General features: G+C 32.8%; 20 protein-coding genes. 9 read left to right on the top strand and 11 right to left on the bottom strand.

All coding sequences use genetic code 11. From position 1 onward, the window contains the following. Positions 1-73: 73 nt before the first annotated feature. The gene (locus ACFSX9_RS02510; RefSeq protein WP_379803982.1) at positions 74-652 is read right to left on the bottom strand and encodes an RNA polymerase sigma-70 factor; all 579 of its coding nucleotides are present in this window, start codon (positions 650-652) and stop codon (positions 74-76) included. A gap of 415 nt (positions 653-1,067) precedes the next feature. Between ACFSX9_RS02510 and ACFSX9_RS02505 the strand changes: the two genes are divergently transcribed. The 3 genes from ACFSX9_RS02505 to ACFSX9_RS02495 all read left to right on the top strand — a co-directional run bounded on the left by ACFSX9_RS02505 (position 1,068) and on the right by ACFSX9_RS02495 (position 3,251). Continuing rightward, positions 1,068-1,514, top strand: a complete 447-nt coding sequence (locus ACFSX9_RS02505) for an META domain-containing protein (protein WP_379803979.1) — start codon at positions 1,068-1,070, stop codon at positions 1,512-1,514. 300 nt (positions 1,515-1,814) lie between these two features. After that, positions 1,815-2,822 carry an NAD-dependent epimerase/dehydratase family protein gene (locus ACFSX9_RS02500; RefSeq protein ID WP_379803976.1) on the top strand — a complete coding sequence of 336 codons (1,008 nt, stop codon included), beginning with the start codon at positions 1,815-1,817 and terminating at the stop codon, positions 2,820-2,822. 12 nt (positions 2,823-2,834) lie between these two features. Next, positions 2,835-3,251: a DUF2141 domain-containing protein gene (locus ACFSX9_RS02495; protein ID WP_379803974.1), complete on the top strand. Its 417-nt coding sequence runs from the start codon at positions 2,835-2,837 to the stop codon at positions 3,249-3,251. Between the two features lie 93 nt (positions 3,252-3,344). Here ACFSX9_RS02495 and ACFSX9_RS02490 read toward each other — a convergent pair whose 3' ends face one another. Continuing rightward, positions 3,345-3,845 carry a hypothetical protein gene (locus ACFSX9_RS02490; protein ID WP_379803971.1) on the bottom strand — a complete coding sequence of 167 codons (501 nt, stop codon included), beginning with the start codon at positions 3,843-3,845 and terminating at the stop codon, positions 3,345-3,347. Positions 3,846-4,121: 276 nt separating this feature from the next. Here ACFSX9_RS02490 and ACFSX9_RS02485 point away from each other — a divergent pair, with 276 nt between their 5' ends. The 6 genes from ACFSX9_RS02485 to ACFSX9_RS02460 all read left to right on the top strand — a co-directional run bounded on the left by ACFSX9_RS02485 (position 4,122) and on the right by ACFSX9_RS02460 (position 11,178). Next, positions 4,122-5,828 carry an amidohydrolase gene (locus ACFSX9_RS02485; protein WP_379803969.1) on the top strand — a complete coding sequence of 569 codons (1,707 nt, stop codon included), beginning with the start codon at positions 4,122-4,124 and terminating at the stop codon, positions 5,826-5,828. A gap of 17 nt (positions 5,829-5,845) precedes the next feature. Continuing rightward, positions 5,846-6,619, top strand: a complete 774-nt coding sequence (locus ACFSX9_RS02480; protein WP_379803967.1) for a glucose 1-dehydrogenase — start codon at positions 5,846-5,848, stop codon at positions 6,617-6,619. A gap of 107 nt (positions 6,620-6,726) precedes the next feature. After that, complete coding sequence (locus ACFSX9_RS02475) at positions 6,727-7,626, top strand: DMT family transporter (RefSeq protein ID WP_379803964.1); 900 nt, start codon at positions 6,727-6,729, stop codon at positions 7,624-7,626. 10 nt (positions 7,627-7,636) lie between these two features. Further along, complete coding sequence (cls, locus tag ACFSX9_RS02470; protein ID WP_379803961.1) at positions 7,637-9,091, top strand: cardiolipin synthase; 1,455 nt, start codon at positions 7,637-7,639, stop codon at positions 9,089-9,091. A gap of 295 nt (positions 9,092-9,386) precedes the next feature. Further along, positions 9,387-10,433, top strand: coding sequence for an endonuclease/exonuclease/phosphatase family protein (locus ACFSX9_RS02465; RefSeq protein WP_379803959.1), 1,047 nt, complete (start codon positions 9,387-9,389; stop codon positions 10,431-10,433). A 199-nt stretch (positions 10,434-10,632) separates the two neighbouring features. Beyond that, a complete protein-coding gene (locus ACFSX9_RS02460) occupies positions 10,633-11,178 on the top strand; it encodes a hypothetical protein (protein WP_379803957.1) in 546 nt (181 codons plus the stop codon). Between the two features lie 95 nt (positions 11,179-11,273). Here the strand turns inward: ACFSX9_RS02460 and ACFSX9_RS02455 are convergent, their stop codons facing one another. The 9 genes from ACFSX9_RS02455 to ACFSX9_RS02415 form a co-directional block, all read right to left on the bottom strand. Continuing rightward, on the bottom strand, positions 11,274-15,242 hold the full coding sequence (locus ACFSX9_RS02455; RefSeq protein ID WP_379803954.1) for a PAS domain-containing protein: 3,969 nt from the start codon (positions 15,240-15,242) through the stop codon (positions 11,274-11,276). 12 nt (positions 15,243-15,254) lie between these two features. Next, the gene (locus ACFSX9_RS02450; protein ID WP_379803950.1) at positions 15,255-15,689 is read right to left on the bottom strand and encodes a response regulator; all 435 of its coding nucleotides are present in this window, start codon (positions 15,687-15,689) and stop codon (positions 15,255-15,257) included. A gap of 173 nt (positions 15,690-15,862) precedes the next feature. After that, a complete protein-coding gene (locus ACFSX9_RS02445) occupies positions 15,863-16,789 on the bottom strand; it encodes a TolB-like translocation protein (protein ID WP_379803947.1) in 927 nt (308 codons plus the stop codon). Positions 16,790-17,016: 227 nt separating this feature from the next. Continuing rightward, on the bottom strand, positions 17,017-19,533 hold the full coding sequence (locus ACFSX9_RS02440) for a heavy metal translocating P-type ATPase (RefSeq protein ID WP_379803944.1): 2,517 nt from the start codon (positions 19,531-19,533) through the stop codon (positions 17,017-17,019). Between the two features lie 5 nt (positions 19,534-19,538). Next, a complete protein-coding gene (locus tag ACFSX9_RS02435; protein ID WP_379803941.1) occupies positions 19,539-20,015 on the bottom strand; it encodes a DUF305 domain-containing protein in 477 nt (158 codons plus the stop codon). 333 nt (positions 20,016-20,348) lie between these two features. Next, a complete protein-coding gene (locus tag ACFSX9_RS02430; RefSeq protein WP_379803938.1) occupies positions 20,349-21,368 on the bottom strand; it encodes a TerC/Alx family metal homeostasis membrane protein in 1,020 nt (339 codons plus the stop codon). A gap of 21 nt (positions 21,369-21,389) precedes the next feature. Next, on the bottom strand, positions 21,390-22,901 hold the full coding sequence (locus tag ACFSX9_RS02425; protein WP_379803935.1) for a helix-hairpin-helix domain-containing protein: 1,512 nt from the start codon (positions 22,899-22,901) through the stop codon (positions 21,390-21,392). Positions 22,902-22,904: 3 nt separating this feature from the next. After that, positions 22,905-24,314 (bottom strand): PP2C family serine/threonine-protein phosphatase, encoded by a 1,410-nt coding sequence (locus ACFSX9_RS02420; RefSeq protein WP_379803932.1) that lies wholly within the window; start codon positions 24,312-24,314, stop codon positions 22,905-22,907. A gap of 1 nt (position 24,315) precedes the next feature. Beyond that, positions 24,316-25,368 (bottom strand): TerY-C metal binding domain-containing protein, encoded by a 1,053-nt coding sequence (locus ACFSX9_RS02415; RefSeq protein ID WP_379803929.1) that lies wholly within the window; start codon positions 25,366-25,368, stop codon positions 24,316-24,318. Positions 25,369-25,494 lie beyond the last annotated feature (126 nt).

Genomic DNA, 25,494 nt, shown 5'->3' with positions numbered 1-25,494 from the left:
CACGTTAAAAAGTAACTATTTTTAAAAAAACTTTAAAAACTATTGAAAATCAAGCGGATAGAGGATATTTATTTTATAGATATTGACTAAAAAATAAAAGAAACAGTAAGATGTGTTCTTCTTTTTTTAAATCGGTACGAATAGCTGCAAGTGCTTTTGAAATTTGATTTTTAACCGCTTGTAAGGAAACACCAAGCAAATCTGCAATTTCTTGATTTGTTTTATGTTCGAAGCGACTCAGCTGAAAAATCTCTTTACATCTTGACGGCAATTGATCCACTGACTTGTTAATAGCCAATTCTAAATCTTGATATTCTAGAATTTTTGAAGCCGAAACCGATACTTCAACCAAATTTAAGCGCGTTAAATCTTCATCTGAAAATTTACTATCTCTAAAATATTTGAAAATTTGAAATTTTACAGCTCTAAACAAATACCCTTCTAAGTTTTCAACGGTATTTGTTTCTCTTTTAGACCAAAAATCAATAAAAATATTTTGAATAATATCTTCGCACACTTCCTTTTCTTTTAAAATCTGTAACGCATACGTAAGCATTCTGGAAGCATATTTTTGATATATTTCCTCAAATGCCTGCACATCGATGGCAGTAGTTTTTTTAGTTAAATCAGTATTTATATGCGCTTTTAACATTAAACTATATTAAAAAAGGGTAGGTTTAATAACCAAAGATAAATTATTTAATGCTACAAAATCGGCATTGCATTAAAGTTTTTTCAGTAAAAAATTAGCATTAATTTAAAAAAGTGTATTCCACAGCATTGAAAAATATTATTTTACTAGAAAAAAGATATTCGAAAGTTGAAAAATGGCTCAATGCTTACTTTTTTGCGAAGCTAAATCATCAAAAACTTAATTTATTTTTAAAACAACACGTAAATTTCAAATCGTAAAAATGTAACACTTTAGCAATCTAAAACTCTGATTTAGTGTTCAAAAATTAACTCAAACACGAAATCCTTGAATGTTAATTTAGTGATAAAGTCAAGGTTTCAGGCAGATTTGTTCGCAACTAAGTCTAAATTTGTACCATAAATTATAAATAATCATGAAAACTAAAACAGCTTTTTTGGCCTTACTTGCACTAGTAATTATGGGTTGTAATGCTACAAAAAACGTTACTACTGAAAGTTCGGAAAATACGATTACCGAAAAATATTGGAAACTAACACTTTTAGATGGTAAAAAAGTTACAATGGCTGCAAATCAGGAGCGTGAAATCTTTTTCACACTTAAAACTGACTCAAATAAAGTAACTGGATTTTCTGGTTGTAATACATTTTCTGGTGAATATACAATTGAAGATGGCAACAGAATCCGTTTTAAAAATATGGCAGTAACAATGATGGCTTGTCCTGATGTGGCTGTGAATGAAGGTTCGTTTTTAGAAGTATTTGAATTAACAGATAATTACACAATTGTCAATGATGTTTTATCATTAAATATTGGTCGTAGAGCGCCGTTAGCTGTTTTTGAAGCTGTTTATATGAACTAATGAATTCGTTTCACTGAAATAGCATAATTGAACTATCACCTTTTCTTTTTAAAGAAAAAGTACTATATTTAAACTTATAAATATCTGATTTACATTTGTATGTCAGATATTTGTTTTTATAGTACAGTTCAAAAATAATATATTGCTCTAAAAATAAAAAAAAGCCCTTTGTAAAATCAAAATTAATTTAAATTTTTAATCAAATCATATTGCCCAAAACTATAAATCGAAGTTAAATTTATAAAAATAATACTCTTCGGCACTTGTTTTGCAACTATCTAAATACCCTACTATAACATTATGACTAAGAAAAACATATTACTTACCGGAGCATCAGGAACTGTTGGTTTTGAAGCCTTATTGCAACTAATTGATAAAAAAATATACAATGTGACTGTATTTGATAAAGAAACAAAACAGTCCAGTTTAAAATTACTTCCTTATAAAGACCAAGTGAATGTAATTTTTGGAGATATTTCAGTTGCAAAGGACTTAGAAGCTATTAAAGATATTGATTTTGTTATTCATTTGGCCGCGATAATTCCTCCTGTTGCAGATGACTTTCCTGAACTAGCGAAGAAGGTTAATTTAATTGGTACGCAGAATCTAGTAGATCAGTTGGAAAAACATTCACCAAATGCCTTTCTAATGTATAGTTCAAGTATTTCTGTTTATGGCGATCGCATTCTAAAACCTTTTATAAAAGTGGGTGATGCTTTGCGACCTAGTGAAGGAGATTATTATGCAACAACAAAAATAGCAGCTGAAGAATACATTCAAAAAAGCAAATTAGATTACACCATTTTCAGATTAGCCGCCATTATGGGGAATCATAAAATATCGAAGTTAATGTTTCATCAACCGTTAGATACTTCTTTAGAAATCGCAACACCAAGGGACACTGCGAGAGCTTTTGTAAATGGAATTGAAAACCAAAACGAACTTTCTAAACGTATTTTTAATTTAGGCGGAGGCGAAAGTTGTCGCGCTAGTTATGAGGATTTCTTACAACGTTCGTTTACTATTTTTGGCTTAGGCAAATTGAATTTTCCAAAACATGCTTTTGCAGACAAAAACTTCCATTGTGGTTATTATGCAGATGGAGATGATTTAGAAAACATTGTCCATTTTAGACAAGATACGATAGACGATTATTTCAAAATGGAAGCGGCTAAAGTTTCTTCGATTAGAAAATTCGTGACCTCTCTATTAAAAACACCAATTAAATGGTTTCTACTAAAGAAATCAGAACCATATCAAGCCTATAAAGACAAAGATATAGTGCAAATGAATCATTATTTCAACTAAAAACAAGATATTATGAAAAGCATCTTCTTACTTATAACCGTTATTTCGGGATTATTTTCAAATGAAAACCCGCAATTAACACTTAAAATCTCCAACATTGAAAAAATGCAAGGCGAAATAATAATTGGTGTATTTAACCAAGATAAAAACTTTTTAAAGGATGGTTTTGCAATTAAAAACTACAAAATAAAAGTGGAGAAAAATACAGCTGTTATAAACATCACTGATTTACCTAAAGGTGAATATGCTATTACAATGTATCACGATGAGAATTCGGATAACGAATGCAATCGTAATTTTGTGGGAATTCCAAAGGAAGGTTATGCTTTTTCGAACAACTTCAAACCAAGATTTGGTCCACCAAAATTTAAAGATTGTAAGTTTGAATTATCAGGAAATAAAACTTTACAGATTAAAATGATTAATTAATAAGGCTCATTGCTTCTTATAAATAGGTTTTGTCCAAAACTTATAAAAATATAAAATCCTAACTTTTACGTTAGGATTTTGTGTTTTTATAATCTAATTTTTCGCCGGTAAGGGTGCTCCAACAGCTATAGAACAACTATGTCCTTCTTGACCGTGCGGCGGATTCATTCCTGCAGGAGTAATTACCTGACTACTAGTTGCATTCATATTACCATTAGGATTAGTCGCGCCTAACTGAGGAGCATTTGGTTGCACATTAGTAGTGGTAGGTTGAGTAGTGTTAGTAGTAGATTTTGATAAGCCTACATCTTTGGGCGCTGTATTTAAAGGTGCTCCAACTGGAATTTCACAACGATGACCTGGTTGTCCATGAGCTGGATTTATAGCGCCTGAATTTGCAGTCGGTTGGATCAACATGTTTGATTCTGAATTTTGAACCTCTTGAACAACATTCGTATTCTCAGGAGATGCTACTGGAATTATAATTTTTGATTCAGTAGTTGCATCGGTTGTTATTTCTGCCTGTGTTTCCTCTTTTTTACAAGAAACAGCCAACAGCGAAATCAACAATGAGGCAGTAAGTAGGTTTTTCATTTTTTAATTTTATTTAGGAGTATGATTTCAAATATAAGAATTTTAAAGTAATTTTAAAATTAAGATGTTTTAAAAAATAATTAAGCTCTTAATTATCAGACAAATTCCTAGAGTACATTTTTGACATCTTTGCGATTCAAAATGAAAAATCGCTAAAATATATTAGAAAATTTTCATTACTTAGTGGTATCATAAAGTATTTATAAAAAAGTACTTAACAATGTTTTTGTCTAGCTAAAATCCTTAAATTTATAAATACATTCAAAAATCACCAAAATGAGGCAAATTCTATATGCTTTTGTACTTTTTTCTTTCTTCAGTTGTAAAGAAAATGATACTATTATTTCAGCAAAAACTTCCGAAATTTTCTATAATGGCGACATACTTACCATGGAAGAAGATACTCCTAAATATGTAGAAGCAGTTGTAATTCAAAACGGAAAAATTGTATTTGTAGGCAGTAAATCGGATGCCGAATCCAAATTTAAAGATTCCAAAAAAACGGATTTAAAAGGCAAGACTTTATTACCTGGTTTTATAGATCCACACAGTCATTTTGGAATGGTTTCTAATACGATGGGACAGGTAGATTTGAATCCAGAACCTGTAGGAAAAATCAAAAATATAGACGATATTCTTCAAAATTTGAAGGAATATAAAGAAAAAAATAAAATTCCAGATGACGAATGGATTTTTGGTTGGGGTTATGACGATGGCCAATTAACCGAAAAACGACATCCAACTAAAAAGGATATAGACAAAGTATTACCTAACAATCCCGTGTATTTACAACATACGAGCGGACATATGGGTGTTGCAAATTCATTAGGTTTAAAGGAATTAAATACTTCTTCAGATTCAAAAGACCCTGATGGTGGAACAATTGTTCGATTTCCTAATTCTAATGATCCAACAGGTTTAGTGCAAGAAACGGCTATGTATCCTTTTGTACGTTTGATGATGGAAAAATTAGACTCAAAACAAGCAGAATTTTTCGATACTACTCAAGATTATTATGCGTCAAACGGAATAACTACTGCTCACGACGGAATGACCAGTAGAGAATCTATTACATTTTTTCAATCACAAGCAGATGCTGGAAAAATGAAGATCGATTTAGTGACACTTGCCGGATATTCTGAATTAGATAGTAATTTGGCCGACACTTCACTCCTATTCAAAACCTACAAAAACGGATTTAAAACGCAAGGAACAAAAATAGTTGCTGATGGTTCTCCACAAGGTAAAACGGCTTTCTTTAGTAAACCTTTTTTAACCGAAGTTCCAGGTTGCCATCACGATTGTAGAGGTTTACCAAGTTTATCACAAGAAGCCATTAACAAATTGTTCGAAACAGCTTACGCCAAAGACAATCAATTATTTATTCATTGTAATGGCGATGCCTCGATTGATATGGTTTTATTAGCACACAAATTGGCTTGCGAAAAACTAAATCAGCCTTTAGATAAAGACCGAAGAACGATTGTAATTCATTCGCAATTTGTGCGTCCGGAGCAATTAGATACATTTGTAAAATACAATATGGAACCTTCATTTTTTACGAATCACGCTTATTTCTGGGGTGATATTCACGTACAAAATTTAGGAAAAGAACGTGCCGATTTTTCAAGTCCAATGGTTTCGGCAAAAAAATTAGGCTTAAAACCGACCAATCATTCAGATGCTACGGTTACGCCTATTGATCCGATTTTCACACTTTGGACCGCGGTGAATCGTGTTTCTCGTTCGGGTGAAATTATCGGTCAAGCCGAAAGAACAACTCCTTATTTAGCTTTACAAGCAATAACTTCCTTCGCATCTTACGAGCTATTCGATGAAAATTTAAAAGGGACTTTATCCACTGGGAAATTAGCAGATTTTGTGATTTTAGACAAGAATCCATTAAAAGTTCCTCCGATGGAAATCAAAAATATAAAAGTGGTAGAAACCATTAAAGAAGGAAAATCAATTTATAAAAAATAATCATTAAAACATATCTTATGAATACTTCAGAATTATTCAATTTAAAGGGAAAAACGGCCATCGTTACTGGTGGTGCAAACGGAATTGGGAAAGCAACCGCTATAATTTTAGCTCAACACGGAGCCAATATTTCAATAGGCGATTTCAATTTAGAAGATGCTCAAAAAACGGCTAAACAAATTGAAGCTTTTGGTGTAAAAGCGATTGCGGTTTCTTGCAACGTTTTAAAAGATGAAGATTTAGTGAATTTAGTAGAAACTACTGTTAAAGAATTAGGTGGCGTTCATATTTTAATCAACAATGCTGGTGGCGGTGGCGGTGGAAGAGAAAATCCATTCAAAATTTCAGTAGATGACATTAGACGTGATTTCGAATTAAACGTGTTCAGCGGTTGGAGATTATGTCAATTAGTTGTTCCTTACATGAAAAAAGATGGTTATGGTTCTATTGTTTTCACCACTTCCATGGCAAGTATTAATAAAAGTCCAAATATGAGTGGTTATGGTGGTTCTAAAGCGGCAGTAAATCATACTGTTGCTAATTTAGCGCACGATTTTGGCCCAGAAGTTAGAGTAAATGCCGTTGGTCCGGGTGCGACTAGAACTGCCGCTTTAGAAAGCGTTTTAACACCAGAAATTGAAAAAGTAATGCTGGCACATACACCTATTAAACGTTTAGGAAAATCCGAAGATATTGCTGGTGCAATGTTGTATTTTGCTTCACCAATTTCAGAATGGGTAAGCGGCCAAACTATTTTTGTAAATGGCGGTGGCGAACAAACATTAGAATAGCATATAGTTTCTAATTGAAACAAAAAAATGGAGCATTAAATTACATTACTAAAGAATGTTTAATGCTCCGTTTTATATTTAAAATAAGGTGTTATACAAATTTACTTATGCAGAAAATCTACAACAACCGCTGGTTTCTATTACTTTTCATTTCCTTAACCTGGGGAAGTTCATTCATCTTGATTAAAAAATCACTATTGGTTTTTACACCTTATGAAATTGGTGCCATCCGAGTAGTTGGATCGGGAATAATTTTAGCTGCAATCGGAATTCCTGCACTTTTACGAATGAGAAGAGGTACTTTATTATGGGTAATTATCGCTGGATTTTTCGGAAATTTTATACCGATGTTTTTATTTCCAATAGCTCAAACCCAAGTTAGTAGTTCTTTAGCTGGAATTTTAGATTCATTAGTTCCCATATTTATTTTAGCTTTTGGATTTCTCTTTTTTGGAATTAAAAGTAAGTTAACACAAGTAATTGGTGCTATAATCGGATTTATCGGAGCTGCAAGTCTAATCTTTTTTTCTGAAGGCAATTCCGAAAATTCGCAGTTTGGATATGCAATGCTTATTATTTTGGGAGGCGCTTCTTATGCAGTGAATTCCCTTATTGTTAAAGAAAAATTACCAGAATTAGATGCGATAAAATTAACAGCGGCGGTTTATAGTTTTTGGGCTATTCCTTCTGGGGTAATTCTATATTTTACAGGAATAATTCAAAACTTCGAAATGAAAGAGAGTTATGTAGAACCCATTTTTTATATGGCTTTTCTAACGATTTTCGGAACAGCGATTGCGATGCTTTTGTATTTCAAATTGATTCAAAATACTTCTGCGGTTTTTGCGAGTATTTCAAGTTATCTTTTACCTGTTGTAGCTATAATTTGGGGAATTGTAGATGGTGAAGAATTTAATTTTTGGTACATTTTGGGTGGTGTTTTAATCTTAATTGGAATTTATTTAATTCGAGAAAAAAAGACAGCTCCTACAAGTATTCCTGCTTAAAAATAGTATTTTGAATTGGATATTAATCATACAATTGGCCTATTTACTTTTAATCTTTTTTGTGATTTTAAGAGTGCTTTACGATACCCGAAGCAGTACAAAAGCATTGGCTTATATTCTCTTTATAATATTCGTTCCGCTGGTTGGAATGATTTTCTATTTTTCTTTTGGAATTAATTACCGAAAACGAAAATTATACACCAAGAAAATTGTTGAAGATGAACCTTTTCGAATGCTTATTCACAACAAAATGAATGCTCATTCGAACGAAATTAGTAATTCTGGCTTGATTCCCGATAAAAATATAACATTGACCGAATATATTCGTCGTGCCGGAAGTAGTCCGCTGACCGCTAATAACAAAGTTAAATTGCTTATTAATGGTGAAGAGAAATTTCCGGAATTACTGAAAGCTTTGGAAAACGCAAAATCACACATTCATCTTGAATATTATATTTATGAAAATGATGTTACTGGAAATCAAATTGCCGAAATCTTACTAAAAAAGGCAAAAGAAGGTTTAGAAGTTCGTTTTCTTTATGATGATTTTGGAAGTCAAGGTTTGGGAAAGCCTTTTATTCAAAAACTGAACGAAGCTGGTGTAAAAACAGCTCCTTTTTACAAGATAAAATGGTACGCTTTGGCCAATAGAATCAATTATAGAAACCATCGAAAAATTGTGATTATTGATGGTTTAACAAGTTTTGTTGGCGGTATTAATATGAGTGATAAATATAGAAATGATTTAAATCCGAAAAATAAATTATTTTGGCGCGATACGCATTTGATGATAAAAGGACAAGGCACCTCCTATTTACAGTATCTTTTTATGTGCGATTGGAATTTTTGCAGTCCAAACAAATTAGTTTACAACGAACTTTATTTTCCTGAAATTCCGCAAAATAATACCATTGAAAACGATGTGGTTCAAATCGCGGCTTCGGGTCCTGATAGTTCGCAACCTGTTATTTTTTATTCCCTTTTAGAAGCAATTAGTGCTGCTAAAAAAAGTATTTACATTACAAGCCCATATTTTATTCCCGGTGAAAGTTTGATGGACGCTTTAATTATCGCCATTCAAAGTGGATTGGACGTAAAAGTACTAGTTCCAGGAATTTCTGATTCTAAAATGGTCAATGCCGCCGCAAACGCTTATTACACTGAATTACTTCAGTATGGAGCGAAAATTTACAAATACAGCAAAGGTTTTGTGCATGCAAAAACTATAGTAATTGATGATGATTTGGCTATCATTGGATCGGCCAATATGGATTATCGCAGTTTTGATTTGAATTTTGAAGTGAATGCAATGGTTTACAGTAAGAACATCGCGAACCAACTTAAAGAAGCTTTTGAAAATGATTTAAAAGAATCCGCACAAATTGATGCACATTCTTGGTTAAACAGACCAAAACACATTCATCAATGGGAAAAAATAGTGAAATTATTGTCACCTTTTTTGTAGGTTTAGCTTAAACAAAAATCTAAAATGCAATTCCACTAGAACTTTCAATTTATTTTATTTTACTTTTCTGTTTCATTTCTATTTATGATTCTAAATTTTAAATAATTTTAAAAAAGAAGTAAACTACAGTAAATCAAATTTTTGCGTAGTAAAAAAATCTAAACTACACCTAACACTTGATTAAAAAAGAGCCAATTGAATTATTAAATACATTTTAATTACTATCTTAGTATTACTTTGCTTGGCTCTATAATAATCTAACAAAGACACGCTTCGACAAATTTAAACGAATTGAATGAAAATATTTTTACTGTGTTTTTCCATATTTCTATTAGTAGGTACGCTAATTCCTCTTATAAAAAAGGAATATTGGGTGTTCCGAATTTTTGAATATCCAAGATTACAAAAATTAGTAGCTAATGTATTTGTTATAGTACTTTGGATTGTATTTCGCGACGTTGAAACTACATTAAGCACAATTTTCTTAGTGGTAATGGGGCTTAATGCTATTTATCTGCTTTCGCTTGTTCTGCCTTTTACTAGGCTGAGTAAGAAACAAGTTCTTACAATTACCAATGAAATAATTGAAAATGGCTTTAGTCTAATGATTGCAAACGTTTATCAAGATAATACCAATTATAAAGGATGTCTGAAAGAGATTTCTAAAACTAATCCGGATCTTGTTCTTCTTCTAGAAACTGATTCGAAATGGGAAAAAGAGACTGCAATTTTGAAAGATGATTTTCCATATAGTATAAAAGTACCTTTAGAAAACACTTATGGAATGTTGCTATACTCAAAATTAGCGTTAGAAGATAGTACAATTAAATATTTGGTAGAAGACACAATACCTTCGATACATACTAAAATTGTGATTCCTAATAAAAAGAGAATTCAGCTTTATGCGGTTCATCCTACTCCTCCTGTACCAACTGAAAACCCAACGTCAATGGAGCGCGATAAAGAATTGTTACTAATTGCAGATCTTGCAAAGGAATCGGAACTTCCGGTCGTTGTTATTGGTGATCTAAATGATGTTGCTTGGAGTTTCACGACAAAATTATTTCTAAAAATGAGTGGATTATTAGACCCAAGAAGAGGAAGAGGTTTTTTTAATACTTTTCACGCGCATTATCCATTTTTAAGATTTCCATTAGACCATGCTTTCATATCCGTAGATTTAAAATTAAAGAAGATTAAACGGCTAAACAATTTTAGTTCTGATCATTTTCCGATGTTTATAAGTCTGCAATATGAAGAAAAAGCAAAATTACAGCAAGAAGGATTTGAACCTGATGCCGACGATATTGAAACTGCTAATCAGAAAAAACAAGCTGTTTAGTTTTTCAAAGATACTTACAGTTTTTACTTTATCCGCCGTTACTTTTATCTCTAATTAAATCTATTTCCTGATTATAAACCTAATATGTTCCGTAATTAATATTCTGTAAATCTTAGGCGAAATTTTGTAACACTTTGTTTTTGAGGATTTACGAAATTTGTTTTAGTGAAAATTACTTCACATTATAAAACTATTTATCATGGAAAATAATCTAAACAATCAAAGCAGTGGAAGAACTCCGATGCTTACCGGAATGTTCTCGGATCGTGAAAGTACAGAAAATGCATACAACACTTTACATGAAAGAGGATACGCAAAAGATGATATTAACTTATTAATGTCTGATGAAACTCGTAAAAAATACTATACAGACGTACATGACACTTCAGAATTAGGTACAAAAGCAGCTGAAGGAGCAGGTACTGGTTCTGCTATTGGCGGAACAATTGGTGCAATTGTAGGAGTTATTGCTGCGATTGGAACTAGTGTAGCTATTCCAGGACTTGGATTAATAATTGCTGGTCCATTAGCGGCTGGTCTTGCTGGTGCAGGAGCTGGAGGAATCACAGGTGGAATCGTAGGCGCTTTAGTAGGTTCGGGTATTCCTGAAGATAGAGCAAAAATTTACGAATCTGGAATTAAAGAAGGACACGTAGTGCTAGGTGTTAATCCAAAAAATGATATTGATGCTGATTATCTTGAAGATAATTGGAAATCAAACCGTGCAAGAGACATTTACAGATAGTCAATTCTTCTTGTAAAAAAATATACTCGTCCTTTTTAGACGAGTATATTTTTTTTATAGTAAACTGAAAGGACAATTAAGATCTTGAATCTTAACTAATTATTGGAGATAGGAATATAAATATCAAAAGTTGCACCTTCATTAAGTACGCCGCTTGCCGTGATAAAACCATTGTGATTGTCTACAATTCGCTTCACTATAGCTAATCCTATTCCCGTACCATCATATTTTTCTTTTCCATGCAGGCGTTGAAAAACTTCAAAGATTTTATTGCTGTATTGTTCTTCAAAACCAATTCCATTATCTTGATATTTAAGATGAATGTACAATTTATCTGGGTATAATCTGTCATTTCCAATCTCACTTCCTTTGCCAATAACGGATTCGATAGTAATTAAAGAAGCAACATCTTGTTTCTTGAATTTCAATGAATTACTAATTAAATTAAAAAGTAATTGTCTGAACTGAAAAGGAATTACATCAAGTTCTGCATCGTTTATGATCGTAATAGTAGCATTTCTTTCCAGCGAATCTTGTTCTAAGTCCTCTTTAACGTCATCAATAATTGCTGAAAGAGTTGCTTTTTCGAAGATACGCTCTTGTATACTTGTTCTAGAATAAGCTAGTAAATCTTGAATAAGCGTCTGCATGCGATTTGCCGCATTTTGCATTCTTCTAAACTTATCTTTTCCACTATCCGATAGATTTTCAGATTCCCTATCATTTATTTGTGTCGCAAACGTCTGAATTTTACGCAAAGGCTCTTGCAAGTCATGACTCGAAATATAAGCAAAGGATTGCAACTCTCTATTCATTTTTTCAAGATCATCGTTCTTCTGATTTAGCTCTTTTGTTCGTTGCGACACTTGAGTTTCTAATTCATTAGTAAACATCTTTTGATCCTGAATATCCGTACTTGTTCCTACCCACATTGTAATTTTACCGTTCTGATCCCTTTGAGGAATAGCCCGACTTAATTGCCAACGGTAAGTTCCATCGAATTTGCGGAAACGATGTTCTATTAGAAAATCTTTTTCCGTAGCAATAGATTCCATCCATTTTCGGGTATTTGCAACCCGTTCATCAAAATGTACAATTTCTAGCCAACCTTTATCACTTATCTCTTCTTTAGAAACACCTGAAAAATCAAAAACCGACTGATTGAAATAATTTAATTTTCCTTCTGGATTAGCAGTCCAAACAAACTGAGGCATTGAATCTGCTAATAATCTAAACTTCTGCTCGCGCTCAAGAAGTTGTGTTTGAATATTTTTCTCTTCACTAACATCTCTCAAGGTACCAAGCATTCTCAATGGTTTATGAGCTTCATCAAAAAATACTTTCCCTTTTGCTTCGACCCAATGAATTACATTATCAACAATAATTCTAATTTCATAATGCAATACACCATTTTGAAGCGCTTTTTCAAAAGCAGTTTTACGAATATCTAAATCCTCCGGATGCATCTTACTCATGAGTTGCTTATGATCTTCAAACTTTTCATTGTGCAAGCCTAAAATAGTTAGTGCTCTGTCTGAAATTGTCGTTTCATAGGTTTGCAAGTCTAATTCCCAAACACCCAATTCACTGGCATTTATAATAATATTTAAGCGTTGTTCGTTCTCTTCTAATGCTTTTTTCACAAAGACATTAGCGGTAACTTCTGTAGCAACAACCATTATTCCAGTAACTTCATTTCCTTCTTTTAACGGATGATAAACAAAATTAAAATAAGTGGTTTCTTTTTTTCCGTAACGCATCAGTATTACTGGAAATTCGTATCCATAAAATGCTTCTTCTGTTTTATAAATTTCATCGATAATAGGACGTATAGGTCCTTCCACATCAGGCAAGGATTCAAAAAGAGGTTTTCCTAAAAATTGTTCTTCGGTTAAATCAACTAACTCAAGATACGGTTTGTTTACCATCTCTACAATGTTGTCTTTTCCTCTAAAAATAACCATGGCCGTTGGCGCCTGTTGCACGGCATCACGGAATCTTTTTTCACTTTCTTCAATCTTTAACTTCGCTTCATGCAGTGCTGTTACTTCTGCTGCGGTATTCATAACGCCGTATATTTCACCATTTGAATCTCTCAACGGCGTAAAACTATAGTTAAAATAAAACGTTTTTAACAAGCCATCTTGCACAATATCAACACCTTGATTTTCTGCATGATAAGCTACTCCAGTTTCATAAACATCTCTAATTTGATTGTAAATATTCTGATTTTCGAGTTCTGGTAAAACTTCGCTGTATAATTTTCCGATAACATTGCTTTCTTTTCCCCAAGCTTTTATAATGGATTGATTTGCAAGTTCAATTTTCATTTCTTTACCCGTGTAAACACCAATAGGGAAAGGCGCACTTTCAACTAAACTTCGAATACTTTGCTCACTCTTTTCAATTTCTTGACGTGCTAAAACTTGCGCAGTTACATCAAAACCTATGGTCATAATTCCATTACTGTTTCCCTTTTCATCAAAAAGAGGTTCGTATGAAAAATTCACATAAACAGTTTGTAATTTACCTAAACGAACCATTTCTACTGCAAGTTCGGTGGATGCATAGCGATTTCCAGTTGAGCTCACATCGTCTAAAAGTTCTTTAATACCTTGAAGTTTCAATTCTGGCATAGCCTCAAAAATCGACTTATTCAGCACATCCTCTTCGGTTCTGTTCCAAAATTCTAAAGCATTTTTATTGGCAATTTCCACTACATACTCTGGACCGCGCATAATTGATATAGCAAGTGGTGCTTGCAATATCATCAACTTTAAATTTCTTTCACTTTGCTCAAGCTTCTTAAGTGCAATGCTTTGTAAAGTGATATCTTCAAGTGTTCCGTTTAATCTAACTGGTTTTTTTTCGTCATTAAAATAAACTTTACCCTTCGCATGTAATGTTATCTCCTGATTTGAAACCGGATTTACTATATTGTAAGCGATGTCATAATTACCACCAGAAACATATTCTAATGCGTAATTTAAAGCATCATAAACCCTCTTTTTATCTTTCTCACCAATTATTCTTGTTGCATCGTATAAATCAATTTCTTGATCATCTGAAAGTCCAAACCAGCTTTTTAAACGTGCATTTGCAACAAATTTATTTGTTTGTGGGTTGAAATCGAATGTACCTAACTTTGCGGCTTCGATAACAAATTCTAATTCGTTTTTACTGTCTAAAAGTGCTTCTTCAGCTATAATCTGACCTGTAATATCGGTGTTTGTTCCAAACCAACTGACAATTTCTCCTTGTTCATTTTTTAATGGAAGTGCTCGCGTTAGAAAATGGTTGTATGCTCCAGTTGCGCTTCTAATCGGATGAATCATTTCAAACGGCTTATCGTTCGCTAAACAAAAGTTCCACTCTTTCAAAAGCTCTTCTACTTCTTCTTCTTTATATGCCGATTTCCAACCCCATCCTTGCATCGTTTCGAAATCAGTTCCGGTGTATTCATACCATTTTTTATTGTAATAATACACACAACCATCGGCATGAGCCATCCAAGCTAAGTTTGGAATATTATCCGCCATAGCTTTAAAGCGCTCTTCGCTTTCTTTCAAATCATTTTGAATGATTTTTTTTGTGGAAGTTTCTATTACTGTGGCAAGAACGCCCCCTATTTCACCATTTTCTAATCGAATTGGACTGTATGATAAATCGAAATAACAATTTTCAGTGTGGTCCTTTTTTTCTAAAGGCAACATCAAATCTTGCAAAAATACAGGTTCGCCTTTCATGGCTTTATCAATCATGGGATGAAAAACGTTCCAAATATCTGGAAAATTTTCTTGCATAGTTGCTCCTATGCCGTCTTCATGATTTAGTTTTCCAAGAAATGGTCGATAGCCATCGTTATAAATCTGAGTATATTCTTTTCCCCATACAATATACATTCCGAAAGGATTATTAAGCACCACAGAAATCATTGTTTTCAAACTTGATGGCCACGAATCAGGATGACCTAAAGGAGTTTGAGACCAATCTTTAGATCGAATTAAGGCTCCCATTTCGCCTCCACCATCGAGGAAATACTGCTTATTATTTATTGTGCTCACAATATATTTTTATTAGGATAGTATGATAAAATCAAGGAAGTCAGGTTGTTTCATATTGTTGTGCTCTAAAAGAAAAAGAGCTTCACCAATAACTTTTTTTAAAATATTAAAATCTCCAGGTTTTCGAATGTAATAATGTGCGCCATTTTCATACAAAGTACTAACTACATCGGCATTCTGAGAAGTTGAAAAAATGACAATCGGAATTTCTTTTAGGGAATCATTGCATTTTATTTCCAGCAAACATTCATGGCCTGATTTACAAGGCATATTTAAATCTAGAAATAATACGTCGGGAGGATTTGTTATATGATCTTCTAGATAACTCATTAATTGTACTCCATCACTTACAGTAACCAGATTGTTCTGGATTAATAAGTCTTCTAAAGCATCTTGAAAAAACAAGCAGTCATCTATATCGTCATCAGCAAGTAATATGTTAATCATTATTAAATTTAAGATTACATTCGAAAATAAAGCAGAAAGCACAATACGCTTTTAGATATAAAAATGGTATTGTGTTTCAAAAATAATAAAAAATATGACTTAAACGAAACTTAAAGTCATTTTTTGAGCAGATAAACTAGATGCCATAGGAAATTTTAAAGTGAATCGATCCGCTATAATTTTATTTTAGTCTTATAAATTTTACTTAAACCGTTGCCATTTCCCATTATGTGCTTTTTTAAATCTGCTACATTTTTAAAATCCCTCGCACTGATATTTTGTCGTTTACTTGTAAAATATAGGATTTCGTTTTGCTCGTCATAAAAAGGACAATATTCCATGAATTTGGTATTAATGGGAACGCCTAAATTTGTAGCTTTCTGCCAATTTCCTTCTGCGTCTTTTTTTGAAATATATAAATCACCACTACCTTGTCCGCCTTCTTCATTATATTTTGTAAAAAGGATAAAATCTTCTTTCTTACTGATAAAAGCATTAAATTCATAACCACTACTGTTGATGTTTTCATTCAAAATCACAGGTGGTAAATAGCTTCCGTCTTCCCACTTAGAAAAGTAAATATCGTCTTTCCCAAATCCATTAGGAGATTCCATTGTAAAATAAAGATTATTATTGTCACTAACTGAAGGATAAAACTCGTCTAATTCTGAATTAACAGGTTTACCAATATTCTTCGGTTCAGACCATTTGTTGTCTTTTGAAGTTCGGTCAACATACCAAATATCGAAATCTTTTTTAGATGTTCCGGAATTATCTAAGGGTCTATTCGATACAAAAAACAATCGATCTCCATTCGATGCTAAAAAAGGTTCTAAATACATATACGAATCACAAAAAGGCAATAATTCTGGTTCTAGCCATCCTTTATTTTTCTTCTTCATGACGGCAATCTGAGAAATTTCTGAATTTGGACTTTGTATCGTGAAAAATGCTTCTTTCCCGTCAGAAGAAATACAGAAATCTCGCACATTGAAAAATTGATTTAGTATCTCATCAAACTGGCTAATAGAATTATCGTTTTGAGCTGTTAAAAAATTTGAAAGTAAAATTAAAATAAGTGTGAAAGTCGCTTTTTTCATTGTAATTTGATGCTGTATTTTTTCTCGACTCAAGAAGCTCTCGCAAAGAGTCCGATTTATTTTATAGTATTCAAATTTAGCTTATAATTTCAACTTTACATAATTTCACATTAATCGTTTATTAGCTTCTAAAACCTTTGCACGACAGCTAATTCTAAATTATTAATCATTTTTCGAATTCCATACTTTAAGTAATTTAAAAACTATGCAATCGAAATAAATTGTATTTAAATTTTTAAAGATCTTAATCGCAACGCATTTGCAATAACGGATACGGAACTAAAACTCATCGCTAAAGCTGCAATCATGGGTGATAATAAAATTCCTAAAAACGGAAATAAAACACCTGCTGCAATTGGAATACCAATTGTATTGTAAATGAAAGCGAAGAAAAGGTTTTGTTTTATATTTTTCATTACAGCGTGACTCAAGTTTTTTGCTTTTACGATTCCAAGTAAGTCACCTTTTACTAATGTTATTTTAGCACTTTCGATAGCTACATCAGTCCCGGTTCCCATAGCAATTCCGATATCGGCTTGAGCTAAGGCTGGTGCATCATTTATACCATCGCCCGCCATTGCAACAATTTTACCTTTTGCTTGTAACTGTTTGATATATTCTAATTTATCTTGCGGCAAGCAACTCGCTTTGAAGTCGGACAGATTTAATTCGGAAGCCACAGCTTTAGCAGTATTTTCATTATCTCCTGTCAACATAATTACTTCAACACCTTGTCGTTTTAATTCTTCAATTGCTTCAAAACTCGAAGCTTTAATTGCATCCGTGATTGTAATATATCCCACTACTTTTTTATTAATAGCAATGTATGAAACTGTTTTACCAAGTTTTTGTTCGGCAGTTACTTCTTTGATAACTTCTGAAAAGTCGGTAACTTGTTCTTGTTCCATTAGTTTTTGATTTCCAAGACTAATTTTTTCACTATTTATAAATCCGACAACGCCTTTACCTGTGACCGATTCGAAATCTGCAACTTTTTGAAGTGTTGCATTTTTATCTTTTGCAAAATTCACTACTGCATTTGCTAAAGGATGTTCACTACTTTGATTGATTGATGCTATTTTTCCTAATACTTCTAGTTCAATTCCTTCTTTAACAATTATTTTTTCAACCGAAGGTTTTCCTTCTGTAATTGTACCTGTTTTATCCGTAATTAGCACATCTATTTTATCCATTTTCTCAATGGCTTCTGCATTTTTTATCAAAACTCCATTTTGAGCTCCTTTACCTACTCCAACCATAACTGACATTGGAGTGGCCAAGCCTAAAGCACAAGGACAAGCAATAATTAACACCGCGATTGCATTTACAAAACCATAAACCAATTTAGGTTCTGGTCCAAATTGCCACCAAATAATAAATGTGACAACAGAAACTGCAACCACAATTGGAACAAAATATTTAGCTACTTTATCTACTACATTTTGAATTGGTGCTCGGGAACGACTTGCGTCACTTACCATTTGCACAATTTGAGATAACAAAGTATCTGAACCTACTTTTTCAGCGACCATCAGAAATGATTTTGTACCATTTATAGTTCCTGAAGTTACAATATCATCTTTATTTTTATCTACCGGAATGGGTTCGCCCGTAATCATCGATTCATCAATGGTACTGCTGCCTTCTGTGATAGTTCCATCTACAGGAATTTTTTCTCCAGGTTTAACACGAATGCTATCTCCCTTTTTAATATCATGAATTGAAATTACTTTTTCCTCTCCATCCACGATCAAAGTGGCTTCTGTGGGAGCTAATTTCAACAGTTCTTTAATCGCACCACTTGTTCTGCTATGTGCTTTAGCTTCTAGTAATTGTCCTAATAAAACTAAAGTTAGCACTACAGCTGTGGCTTCGAAATATAAATGAACTGTACCACTTGCCGTCTTAAAATCGGCTGGAAAAATATCAGGAAATAACATGCCGAAAATACTGAACAGAAAGGCAACACCCGTTCCAATTCCGATTAGTGTAAACATATTTAGATTCCAAGAAATTATGGATTTAAACGCTCTTTCGAAAAACATCCAACACGCATAAAAAACCACAGGTAACGTCAAAACAAACTGCACCCAATTCCAATATTTTAGCTCCATAATTTCGAACATCGGATTGTTTGGAATCATTTCAGACATTGCAATAATAAACACAGGAATTGTGAATAGTAAAGCAATTTTCATTTTTTTGGATAAATCCAAATAACTTTTATTCTCTTCCGATGCTGAAGGTTCTAGCGGAACTAAATCCATTCCACAAATTGGACAACTTCCTGGTTCATCTTGAATGACTTCGGGATGCATTGGACAAGTATATTGAACCTTTTGAACTAACGACGGTTGTTTGACCAAGTCCATACCACAAACCGGACAATCGCCAAATTTGTCATAGACCTTATCGCCTTCGCAATGCATTGGACAATAATACGTTCCTGCTTCATGTTTGTGATTAACTGCTTGCTTATTTTCTTTACTTCCACCGCAACAGCTACTTTCACTTTCCTTTTTTGGATCTGAATTTGGTATAGAAATTTGGTACTTACTATCTTTTCCGCCTAAAGCTGTTTGGAAAGTCTCTAATTCAACATGTTTATCCATAGTAATCACAGCTTCCTTTTTCTCTTTTGAAACAAGTACGTCGGTTATGTTTTCTACACTTAACAAACTTTTTGTTACGTGGGCTTCACAACCAGAGCAAGTCATTCCGATAACCGTATAAATATGTGTCATTTTGTTTATTTATTTTGCAAACGAAGGATCATTTCATTCATTTGTTTGATTTCTTTTTCTTGAGCAATAATAATGTCTTCTGCTAGTTTTTTCAATTCCGCATCTTTAAAATCCACATTGCTACTCGTCATAATTGCTGAAGAATGATGCGGTATCATTGCTTTCATATATTGCACATCAGTAATTAAAGTTTGATTTCGCAGCATCAATAGCGAAGTTACGAATACTAAAGATGCTGCAATAATAATACTATAATTTGTTTTCTGATTAGGATACATTTTCCACATAAATAGTAACATACTAATGGCCATTGGTGAAACCATTAATAATGTCATATAAGTTCTTGTTAAGCTTAGTTTAATGTGCTCAAATACCGCAACATTCAGAAACATAACAGCATACATTATTACAAAAGAAAGCAACATCATTAACCCAAATTTCAAGTAAGGATTCATTTTGTTTGAAGTATCTTGATTTTCCATAATTGATTATTTTTTATGGAGCTTAAGGTAAATTAAAAGATGCGGTTTTCTGTTATATAATTTTTATAGAGTTTTGTATTTTTTACACTTATGTATTTGAAGTAAAGCATTTAGCAATTAGAAACAGCTAAGAAGTCGAAATGAAGTTGATGAAAATTTTTAGTACCAGAAAATAAATTTATTTTATCGCATGAAACTACTTACATCAAGACGACAATGAAAAAAAGCGATGCGAAAATTAAAGTTATAGTAAATTTATAAAAGGTCTATAAACAACAAATTCAGCCCTAGGGACTGAATTTGAGATAAAAAAATGTGAATTATTCTGTTTTATTATGCTACTTCGTCTTCTTTTTTATCAGGAAACATAATAGATACAATAACTGAAATAATTAAAACTCCTCCTACAATTCCAAGTGATATTGGAGAAGATATATGGTACCAAGGTGAAATGATCATTTTAATTCCAATGAATGTTAATATGATAGACAGTCCGTAAGGCAATTTGCTGAACATGTGAATAAAGTTCGCCAACAAGAAGTATAAAGAACGTAATCCAAGAATAGCAAAAATATTTGAGGTATAAAGTATGAATGGATCTTTAGAAATAGCGAATATAGCAGGAATACTGTCCACTGCAAAAAGTACATCTGTAAATTCAATCACGGCTACTACAACCAACAAAGGAGTTGCGATTTTTACTCCATTTTTTATAGTAAAAAACTTATCTCCATCATAGTCATCACTTACTTTGTATAATTTTTTCACTAAATTAGCTCCTGCTGAATTTGAAAAATCTTTATCTTCATCATCGTCTCCACCACCCCAAGATTTGATTCCTGCATAAACAAGAAACAATCCAAATAATGATAATACAATATTAATTTTTACTTCTTTTCCAAGCAATTCAAATTCTGGCAAATAAGTTACGTTGATGATACCAACTCCGGCAAAAATAAAAATCGCTCTAAATAACAAGGCTCCTAAAATCCCCCAGAACAACACTTTATGGTGTAATTCTCTTGGTACTTTAAAGTACGAAAATACTAAAATAAAGACAAATAAGTTATCGATAGACAATGCTTTTTCAATCCAGTAAGCTGCTTGAAATTGTGTGAATTTTTCAATTGCTAAATCATGTCCGCCCATATCGCCATTGAATACATAATATACAACGCCTGAGAACACCATTGATAAAGAAATCCAAACTATTGTCCAGATAGTAGCTTCTTTTGAAGTAACTACGTGACTTTTCTTATTAAAAATACCTAAGTCTAATAGTAGCATTATTACAACTGTAATACCGAAACCTATGACTAAACCAGGGTGTAATTCTAAAATACCTTTTTCCATTTTTTAATTGATTATTAATTTTTATTTATTCGCCATCGTTATTAAAACTAATCTACCGCCATCTTCATTAGATAAAAGCAGTTTCATACCATCAGTTAACTCAACCATAGTATTTATAGGGATTTCAACATCGTTCGTTAAATCCTTCAGTGAATTTAATCTTTGATTGACCAAAACCCATTTATTATTATGAAAAGTAAAATATCCAACAGGAACTTTCTGTTCTGCTGTCAATTTTTCATTTCGTGCAATATTACGATTTACATGCCACTGAAACAAGTACTGATTATCGTAAACCATCAATCTGTGATTTTCTGGTTTCCATACAGTAGGCTGAAACTGGTAATATAAATCTAAAACTGGTAAAGTTCCTCTGTGCGAAGTACCGCAGAAAGGACACTTAGGTGTGTTTGTATTATCGAAGACATACCATTTTTGTTCGCAATAACTGTTGTGGCATTTCTGCATTAGATCAGTGGTTTTCAACAAGCCTATTTCCCATTCCTCAGCAAGTGGTCTTTTCATAGGATCATGCAAACCATCGATAAAAACTCTATCGAATAAAGCTTGTAGATAAGGTCCAGTAATAGAATAGGGAAGCTTATTTATATCTGCCCATGGTAAATCCCATTTTGAAATTTGATTTAATTTAGGTCTGTTCGTAGCGTCTGTTGGATGTTCAATAAACATTGCTTTTTCGCCCATTGAAAGTAAATCATCCATTTCAGTATCTAAATCGTGTACTTTCCCGCCTTTTAATGGATGCCTGTGCAGCAAAAACATATAAATTAATATAGGTAATGCATGCAAATCAGTCAATCTGTTAGGAAGCTTTCTGTTGGGGTCATTTTTATCTAAATGTTTTGTTGCTAATACTTCTGGGGCAATGAATTCTGCCGTACCAATTACTTCAGCCGGAAACATTCCTGGCACAACTAATCCGTCTAAATCAATCATACAAGCTGATTTTTCTACCGGATCGATAAGCACGTTATTATACGACAAATCAGAATGCGCTAATCCCATTGCGTGCATCTTTTTGACACCACGCGTTAGATTAACACATACTTGAAAATAGCTCAACCAATCTCCTAATTCAGATTTTGCAATTTTTAAAGGAAATTGAGGATTTCTGAATTTTGCACCAGCAAACCATTTACCATTTTTTTCTTTTCCTTGAATCAAATCACTAGTTTCATATCCTTTTTTAAAGAAAAACTTCGAATTATAAATCGGAACTATAATCCCAGTTAACCCATTGTGTTCAATAACATCTGTGGGCCATCTGTACACTTCGTTTAAATAATAATCTCCGGCGTCCTTATTTTGTATCTGAGGTAAATAATGATTTGTAATTTTTTGAAGTCGTTCTTTTTGATTGTAATCTAGTTTATCTCTAAAAAGTGCTACTACATATTTTTTATCTGGGCTAAAATAAACATCTTTAACGCCACCACGCATAGGTTCTCCATTATCAACATATTGATATGATTTTGAAGAATCGTTTATCGATTTTACGGTAATTGTTCTCATAGTCTAATAAATTATAGCAAGCGTTCTGTCATCATGATTGCCCGGATTCCAAAAATCCATCCACTTTGAAAGCTCTTCAGCAATTTCATCATTTTCTTTGTTGAAATCTACTTTGCAATTGTCTTCGTTCTTACCCTTTAAATCTTCTAAAAACTCCTTCCAGCTTTCTATTTTTTCTAAATTAGCTTCCACTACAAATTTGGGATCATAAATACCATCCGTCATTAACATGAAGTAAGAAAAATCATCGACCATTTTGAATCCAAATCTTGTCGAAAACTTATCACTTTGGAATATTTCTGGCATAGTCACAAAACGAGTTCCACCGCCAAATTCACCAACATCCAACCAATTCATTAGCGTTATTTCAGTTAAATCCTTATTTAATAAGCCTATTGGACAATCTCCTACTCCAAAAGTTAAAAAAGCATAACCAAAATCATATTTTTTTACCAGTGCAAAAATTAATGTGGCATGAAAATCTTTTAATTCCTTTTCATTTGCAAGCGCAAACTTTTCAATTTCTTTGTGCGTAAAATGAGCTCCTTTTGATAAATTATTATAAGCAAAAAGACTAATTTTCTTTGAAGATTCTTCATCAGGATTCTGAGAATGATTTAATAATGTTTCATCAAAATCTTTCAAATATTCTTTAGTGAAAATTTGCTCAAAGTATTTCACAACTGATTCACAGGCAATTTTAGAACCATGTCTGGCTAAAGGCGCAGAACCTGCTCCATCTGACACAGCTATGACGCTCCAACCCGTATCATTAATATTTTTGAAAGCAAAATCATCGTCTCTAAACGAACCTACATTAGCATGACTTCTTCCTCTTTTTGATGCGACAACTAATTTTTTATCTAAAAATCGATCAGCTACGGCAACGTTGTCTTCTTTCCAAAAAGGATCGTTTTTATCGCTTTCAGTATCTTTCCAAAGTGATTTAGGATCGGGATTAATAATGATTGTTATTGATTTTTCATTCAAGATACTATTTTCTGGTTCGTCATCGATTCTAAACAATAATTTAATCTTTAAATCACCGCTCTTCTCTGGAATTCCGGAAATTAATTCCTCACTATTATTAAACTGAAGGCCAGTATCTTCAAGGCCCTGAATTTCAAAGGAAACAATATCATCCCAACCTAATTTTTCAAAATCAATTTTAGCCTGATATTGTTTATTTACGGTTCCATTTGGCAAAAATATGGATTGTGAAATCACATCATCAATTCTGGTTTTTAATTTCCAATTAGCCATAATCATTTTTTGGTTTTCCTGTATTATTCGTACTGAATTAATATTGTTTTCATTTGAAATAAATTCATTAAAAAGGGTGATTTTACTGTCCTTTAATTCAAATTTATTTTGTGTTAATAAGGCGTGTATGTATATTTTTGCTTCTTCCATTTTAACCTTGTGTTCTTTCAACATCAAAGCCTTCTCCTCCACTTCCATACGTTCCTTGATTACCACACCAAGGACAAGTACTTAATTCTTCTTCTCCAATACAATGTACTTTTCCACAACTGCAAACGGCAAATGCAATTTGATTACCACAACAAGGACAAGTAGGCCCTCCTATTAGTTCGTCGCTGTTTACTTTATTAGTGAAATTTGTGTTGTCTGCTAATTCAAAATAAGAATTATCAACTTGGTACGCTCCAACCAATCTATAGCTTTTTGTAGCTAATTCAATTCCTGCAAAGCTTGATGGAGCAAGGACTTTGCGATATTTCATTAAGTAAGGTCTTTTCGTGTTTTGGCATTTCCCATTTAAAACCACAAAATTATCATCCACAAAAAGTCGATTAGGCTCTGACTTTGTAAGGTCTATTTTAGAAAGTGTGTCACCATCTAATTTTGCAAGTTCAAATCCTGTTGAATTACTCTCAACACTAACGCTACTTGTTTTAATAGAATCCGTGATCCATTTAAAAAATTCTTTGTACGATTGAACATTCGTGTTTTTAAATTCTAGAACCGTATCCGTCAATTCACCTAAAAGTTGGGTGTCGGTACTGTTTCCAAAAGAAACTGCCACTAAATTTGCTGTTTTTTGCCAATTTTGTTTCCATTCTTCGATAGCTGATCTGCTATCATCCGTAGGAACACCATCCGTAAAAAGAAAAACAATTGGTTTCCAATCGCCTTTTACTTCGTAGGTGGTTTTTACAATATTTGTTCTTAGCTCGTGCATTAAATGTCCTAATCCTTTACTCAATGATGTGCCACTACCAATTGGAAATTTTGGCGGATAGAAGCTAACAATTTCTTGTAATGGTACCAATGTTTTTGGCTGGCCAGCGAAAACTATAATAGATACAAAAACCGTTTCCAAAGCATGAGGATCTGTTTTCAATGCTTGAATTATGGTTGATAATCCTTCTTCAACCATCTGAATTGGCTCTCCGACCATTGATTCGGAAATATCTATTAAGAAATATATGGGTAGTCTTCTCATGTTAGAAAAAATTTAAAAGCATTAAAAATAGAATGAGTAATACAATCTGAGAACTATCGACAAATAATCCAATTCCCACTTGAAAAGGCTTCACTATACTTTTTATAAAAGAAAATAATGGCAAAA

It is taken from the genome of Flavobacterium ardleyense (assembly GCF_042686085.1).
GTDB lineage: Bacteria > Bacteroidota > Bacteroidia > Flavobacteriales > Flavobacteriaceae > Flavobacterium > Flavobacterium ardleyense.
Note: the sequence above shows the minus strand (reverse complement) of the source record. Positions and strands in the feature narration are given on the sequence as shown.